The organism is Pseudomonas oryzihabitans, from assembly GCF_032027545.1.
GTDB lineage: Bacteria > Pseudomonadota > Gammaproteobacteria > Pseudomonadales > Pseudomonadaceae > Chryseomonas > Chryseomonas oryzihabitans_F.
In genome coordinates this window covers 1-5,673 of the sequence record NZ_JAVSJB010000053.1, presented here as the reverse complement: position 1 = coordinate 5,673, position 5,673 = coordinate 1, and the positions used below count along the sequence as shown (strand labels likewise).

Annotated in this window: 2 tRNA genes and 3 rRNA genes; all 5 read right to left on the bottom strand. The window is 53.0% G+C overall.

Annotation, left to right across the window (positions count from 1 at the left end):
* Positions 1-53: 53 nt before the first annotated feature.
* A 5S ribosomal RNA gene (gene rrf / locus RND78_RS27425) occupies positions 54-169 on the bottom strand.
* A gap of 159 nt (positions 170-328) precedes the next feature.
* Positions 329-3,221: ribosomal RNA gene (locus RND78_RS27420) — 23S ribosomal RNA — on the bottom strand.
* Between the two features lie 321 nt (positions 3,222-3,542).
* A tRNA-Ala gene (locus RND78_RS27415) sits at positions 3,543-3,618 on the bottom strand.
* A 6-nt stretch (positions 3,619-3,624) separates the two neighbouring features.
* Positions 3,625-3,701: transfer RNA gene (locus RND78_RS27410), tRNA-Ile, on the bottom strand.
* 96 nt (positions 3,702-3,797) lie between these two features.
* Positions 3,798-5,334: ribosomal RNA gene (locus tag RND78_RS27405) — 16S ribosomal RNA — on the bottom strand.
* Together the 16S, 23S and 5S rRNA genes with 2 tRNA genes alongside form the textbook arrangement of a ribosomal RNA operon.
* Positions 5,335-5,673: the final 339 nt, after the last annotated feature.

Genomic DNA, 5,673 nt, shown 5'->3' with positions numbered 1-5,673 from the left:
CAAAGACAACACCCCCGCCAGAGTGAACTGAGCGGGGGTGCTGGGTGTTAGGCGCTTGACGATGACCTACTCTCACATGGGGAAACCCCACACTACCATCGGCGATGCATCGTTTCACTTCTGAGTTCGGGAAGGGATCAGGTGGTTCCAATGCTCTATGTTCGTCAAGCAATTCGGTTGGCTGACCAGGTGATGGAGCGTACCTGGCTGGCCCAATTGGGTCGGTGATCGAAGTAGACAACTCGTCTGGGGTCTTGCGAACCCACGCGCCGTTTTCGGCGTCGTCTTCCTCACGCTCTGACACGCGGTCAGATTGTTTGGGTGTTATATGGTCAAGCCTCACGGGCAATTAGTATCGGTTAGCTCAACGCCTCACAGCGCTTACACACCCGACCTATCAACGTCGTAGTCTTCGACGGCCCTTCAGGAAGCTCAAGGCTCCAGTGAGATCTCATCTTGAGGCAAGTTTCCCGCTTAGATGCTTTCAGCGGTTATCTCTTCCGAACGTAGCTACCCGGCAATGCCACTGGCGTGACAACCGGAACACCAGAGGTTCGTCCACTCCGGTCCTCTCGTACTAGGAGCAGCCCCTCTCAAATCTCAAACGTCCACGGCAGATAGGGACCGAACTGTCTCACGACGTTCTAAACCCAGCTCGCGTACCACTTTAAATGGCGAACAGCCATACCCTTGGGACCGGCTTCAGCCCCAGGATGTGATGAGCCGACATCGAGGTGCCAAACACCGCCGTCGATATGAACTCTTGGGCGGTATCAGCCTGTTATCCCCGGAGTACCTTTTATCCGTTGAGCGATGGCCCTTCCATACAGAACCACCGGATCACTAAGACCTACTTTCGTACCTGCTCGACGTGTCTGTCTCGCAGTCAAGCGCGCTTTTGCCTTTATACTCTGCGACCGATTTCCGACCGGTCTGAGCGCACCTTCGTACTCCTCCGTTACTCTTTAGGAGGAGACCGCCCCAGTCAAACTGCCCACCATACACTGTCCTCGATCCGGATGACGGACCAGAGTTAGAACCTCAAGGTTGCCAGGGTGGTATTTCAAGGTTGGCTCCACGCAGACTGGCGTCCACGCTTCAAAGCCTCCCACCTATCCTACACAAGCAAGCTCAAAGTCCAGTGCAAAGCTACAGTAAAGGTTCACGGGGTCTTTCCGTCTAGCCGCGGATACACTGCATCTTCACAGCGATTTCAATTTCACTGAGTCTCGGGTGGAGACAGCGCCGCCATCGTTACGCCATTCGTGCAGGTCGGAACTTACCCGACAAGGAATTTCGCTACCTTAGGACCGTTATAGTTACGGCCGCCGTTTACCGGGGCTTCGATCAAGAGCTTCGCTTGCGCTAACCCCATCAATTAACCTTCCGGCACCGGGCAGGCGTCACACCCTATACGTCCACTTTCGTGTTTGCAGAGTGCTGTGTTTTTAATAAACAGTCGCAGCGGCCTGGTATCTTCGACCGGCATGAGCTTACGGGGTAAACCCTTCACCCTCACCGGCGCACCTTCTCCCGAAGTTACGGTGCCATTTTGCCTAGTTCCTTCACCCGAGTTCTCTCAAGCGCCTTGGTATTCTCTACCCGACCACCTGTGTCGGTTTGGGGTACGGTTCCTAGTTACCTGAAGCTTAGAGGCTTTTCCTGGAAGCATGGCATCAACCACTTCTCCTTCTAAAAGAAGGATCGTCATCAGCTCTCGGCCTTGACCGTCCGGATTTACCTAAACGATCGGCCTACCACCTTAAACTTGGACAACCAACGCCAAGCTGGCCTAGCCTTCTCCGTCCCCCCATCGCAGTAACTAGAAGTACGGGAATATTAACCCGTTTCCCATCGACTACGCCTTTCAGCCTCGCCTTAGGGACCGACTCACCCTGCGTCGATTAACGTTGCGCAGGAACCCTTGGTCTTTCGGCGTGCGAGTTTTTCACTCGCATTGTCGTTACTCATGTCAGCATTCGCACTTCTGATACCTCCAGCAAGCTTCTCAACTCACCTTCACAGGCTTACAGAACGCTCCTCTACCGCATCACCAAAGGTGATACCCGTAGCTTCGGTGCCTGGTTTGAGCCCCGTTACATCTTCCGCGCAGGCCGACTCGACTAGTGAGCTATTACGCTTTCTTTAAAGGGTGGCTGCTTCTAAGCCAACCTCCTAGCTGTCTAAGCCTTCCCACATCGTTTACCACTTAACCAGGACTTTGGGACCTTAGCTGACGGTCTGGGTTGTTTCCCTTTTCACGACGGACGTTAGCACCCGCCGTGTGTCTCCCATGCTCGGCACTTCTGGGTATTCGGAGTTTGCATCGGTTTGGTAAGTCGGGATGACCCCCTAGCCGAAACAGTGCTCTACCCCCCAGAGTGATACATGAGGCGCTACCTAAATAGCTTTCGAGGAGAACCAGCTATCTCCGAGCTTGATTAGCCTTTCACTCCGATCCACAAGTCATCCCCTGCCTTTTCAACGGAAGTGGGTTCGGTCCTCCAGTCAGTGTTACCTAACCTTCAACCTGCTCATGGATAGATCGCCCGGTTTCGGGTCTATTCCCAGCGACTAGACGCCCTATTAAGACTCGCTTTCGCTACGCCTCCCCTATTCGGTTAAGCTCGCCACTGAAAATAAGTCGCTGACCCATTATACAAAAGGTACGCAGTCACCCAACAAAGTGGGCTCCCACTGCTTGTACGCATACGGTTTCAGGTTCTATTTCACTCCCCTCTCCGGGGTTCTTTTCGCCTTTCCCTCACGGTACTGGTTCACTATCGGTCAGTCAGGAGTATTTAGCCTTGGAGGATGGTCCCCCCATATTCAGACAGGGTTTCTCGTGCCCCGTCCTACTCGATTTCATTGATAAGAGCGTTTCGCGTACAGGGCTATCACCCACTATGGCCGCCCTTTCCAGAGCGTTCCGCTACTCTCAAATCAACTTAAGGGCTGGTCCCCGTTCGCTCGCCACTACTAAGGGAATCTCGGTTGATTTCTATTCCTCAGGGTACTTAGATGTTTCAGTTCCCCTGGTTCGCCTCTTAACCCTATGGATTCAGGTTAAGATACCTAGGTTATCCTAGGTGGGTTTCCCCATTCAGAGATCTCCGGGTCACAGGTCATTTGCCACCTCACCGAAGCTTATCGCAGGCTATCACGTCTTTCATCGCCTCTGACTGCCAAGGCATCCACCGTATGCGCTTCTTCACTTGACCATATAACCCCAAGCAATCTCGCTGACGTCCAAGGACGCTACCGATCTGCAGGCGTTAAATGAGTGAAGACGACATTTCGCCGAAAACTTGCGCTTGAGTTCGCAAGATTTTACCTTGACGACACTGATTGCCAGTGAAAACAATCAATGCAGTCTACTTCTATCACTTTCCCAATTTTTTAAAGAACAGTTCTGATCAAAGACCAGACATCAACGTTTCACTTCCCACCCTTTCAGTGGCAGTAAACGCTCATGTCTGAGCTTTCAAGCAATCGTGTTAGTCAGTTTACCGTACGGCGACGCGCATGGGCCACCAAGGAAATGGTGGAGCCAAGGAGGATCGAACTCCTGACCTCCTGCGTGCAAAGCAGGCGCTCTCCCAGCTGAGCTATGGCCCCATCGATTGGTGGGTCTGGGCAGATTCGAACTGCCGACCTCACCCTTATCAGGGGTGCGCTCTAACCAACTGAGCTACAGACCCAATCGTCTTACCTTGAGTCAAGCTAACTCAATTGCTCTTCTATCAGTGAATCAAGCAATTCGTGTGGGAGCTTGTCAGCAAGCTGACATCTTCGATTAAGGAGGTGATCCAGCCGCAGGTTCCCCTACGGCTACCTTGTTACGACTTCACCCCAGTCATGAATCACTCCGTGGTAACCGTCCTCCCGAAGGTTAGACTAGCTACTTCTGGAGCAACCCACTCCCATGGTGTGACGGGCGGTGTGTACAAGGCCCGGGAACGTATTCACCGTGACGTTCTGATTCACGATTACTAGCGATTCCGACTTCACGCAGTCGAGTTGCAGACTGCGATCCGGACTACGATCGGTTTTATGGGATTAGCTCCACCTCGCGGCTTGGCAACCCTTTGTACCGACCATTGTAGCACGTGTGTAGCCCTGGCCGTAAGGGCCATGATGACTTGACGTCATCCCCACCTTCCTCCGGTTTGTCACCGGCAGTCTCCTTAGAGTGCCCACCATTACGTGCTGGTAACTAAGGACAAGGGTTGCGCTCGTTACGGGACTTAACCCAACATCTCACGACACGAGCTGACGACAGCCATGCAGCACCTGTGTCTGAGTTCCCGAAGGCACCAATCCATCTCTGGAAAGTTCTCAGCATGTCAAGGCCAGGTAAGGTTCTTCGCGTTGCTTCGAATTAAACCACATGCTCCACCGCTTGTGCGGGCCCCCGTCAATTCATTTGAGTTTTAACCTTGCGGCCGTACTCCCCAGGCGGTCAACTTAATGCGTTAGCTGCGCCACTAAGATCTCAAGGATCCCAACGGCTAGTTGACATCGTTTACGGCGTGGACTACCAGGGTATCTAATCCTGTTTGCTCCCCACGCTTTCGCACCTCAGTGTCAGTGTCAGTCCAGGTAGTCGCCTTCGCCACTGGTGTTCCTTCCAATATCTACGCATTTCACCGCTACACTGGAAATTCCACTACCCTCTACCGCACTCTAGCCAGACAGTTTTGGATGCAGTTCCCAGGTTGAGCCCGGGGATTTCACATCCAACTTATCAAGCCACCTACGCGCGCTTTACGCCCAGTAATTCCGATTAACGCTTGCACCCTTCGTATTACCGCGGCTGCTGGCACGAAGTTAGCCGGTGCTTATTCTGTCGGTAACGTCAAAACTCACAGGTATTCGCTGTAAGCCCTTCCTCCCAACTTAAAGTGCTTTACGACCCGAGGGCCTTCTTCACACACGCGGCATGGCTGGATCAGGCTTTCGCCCATTGTCCAATATTCCCCACTGCTGCCTCCCGTAGGAGTCTGGACCGTGTCTCAGTTCCAGTGTGACTGATCATCCTCTCAGACCAGTTACGGATCGTCGCCTTGGTAGGCCGTTACCCTACCAACTAGCTAATCCGACCTAGGCTCATCTAATAGCGTGAGGTCCGAAGATCCCCCACTTTCTCCCGTAGGACGTATGCGGTATTAGCGTTCCTTTCGAAACGTTGTCCCCCACTACTAGGCAGATTCCTAGGCATTACTCACCCGTCCGCCGCTTAATCGAGGAGCAAGCTCCTCTCATCCGCTCGACTTGCATGTGTTAGGCCTGCCGCCAGCGTTCAATCTGAGCCATGATCAAACTCTTCAGTTAAGTAGACTGATCGGGTTTTGAGAAAACCCTAAACGTGGCTCAGCAATCGCAAAAAACTCATGAATTCACGAGTTACTTGTGTTGCTGATAATCTTGCGACATCAGGCTTATCTCACAAGCACCCACACGAATTGCTTGATTCAACTTGTTAAAGAGCAGTGGCTGCGACCGTGTCGTCAACCGAGGCGCGCATTCTACGCTAGCCTCACATCCTGTCAAGCGTTGATTTGAACTTTTTCGTTTCAACTCAACCACTTGCACCACCTCGACCAGATCAACCGATCGCGGCAGCGGGAGGCGAATCCTACAGCATCCCAGGACGCTGTCAACCCCTCCCCT